At 63.2% G+C, this 783-nt stretch carries 1 protein-coding gene; it reads left to right on the top strand.

Annotated features, from left to right (window positions below; all coding sequences use genetic code 11):
* The coding region (locus tag AU193_RS23400; protein WP_064423876.1) for a hypothetical protein at positions 1-780 on the top strand (780 nt) is incomplete at its 5' end.
* Positions 781-783: the final 3 nt, after the last annotated feature.

The raw sequence follows: 783 nt of genomic DNA, 5'->3' as shown, positions 1-783 counted from the left end.
GGGATCGCTTTCGCTCCGCAGCGCCAGACCGAGGTGTTGTCCAACAACGACACGCTCAGCCACAACGACACCCGGTTCATGAGCCCGGAGACCAACATGGTCAACCACGCCGGTGAGGATCAGCAGCAGGGCGTCGGCAACGTGGGGCTGGAGTTCGGTGACATCACCTTCGGTGACAAGACCACCAACACCGCCACCGACGGCGGGGTGGTCAACACCGGCACCGCGGGCAACATCGACGCCACCAACGTCGATGGTGATGGCAACGTCGTCGGCGATAACAACGACAACGTCAACACCGGTGACATCAGGGATTCCAACGTCAACATCGGTGAGGACAACGAGATCGATGACAGCGGTGATCAAAGCGCCGGTGGGGACATCATCTCCGACAACGACGGCCCGGTGATCAACGATGTCGACATGAGTGGAGGCAGCGGTGGCAACGCGGCCGGTGGCAGCGGCGGCGGTGGGCTGATCGGAGTCGGCAATCAGGGCGGCAGCGCCGCTGGCGGTGCGGGCGGTTCCGGTGGCGGGATCGTGATCAACGACAACGACACGACCACCACCAATGTCGATGGCAACCAGACCACGGTCGGCGATATCGACGGCAGTGTGTCCGGCGGGATCTCGGGTGGGTCCAGCATCGAGGACAACTCGGTGGACAACTCGGTCGACAACTCGGTGGACAACTCCGGGCAGGATAACTCGACCGACAACTCCGGTCAGGTCAACACCGACGTCGATGTGGACACCACCGTCGACGCCGGCCTGTTCTGAGCC

This window comes from Mycobacterium sp. GA-1285 (genome assembly GCF_001499905.1).
Classification (GTDB): Bacteria; Actinomycetota; Actinomycetes; order Mycobacteriales; family Mycobacteriaceae; genus Mycobacterium.
This window is presented reverse-complemented; position numbering and strand designations above follow the sequence as displayed.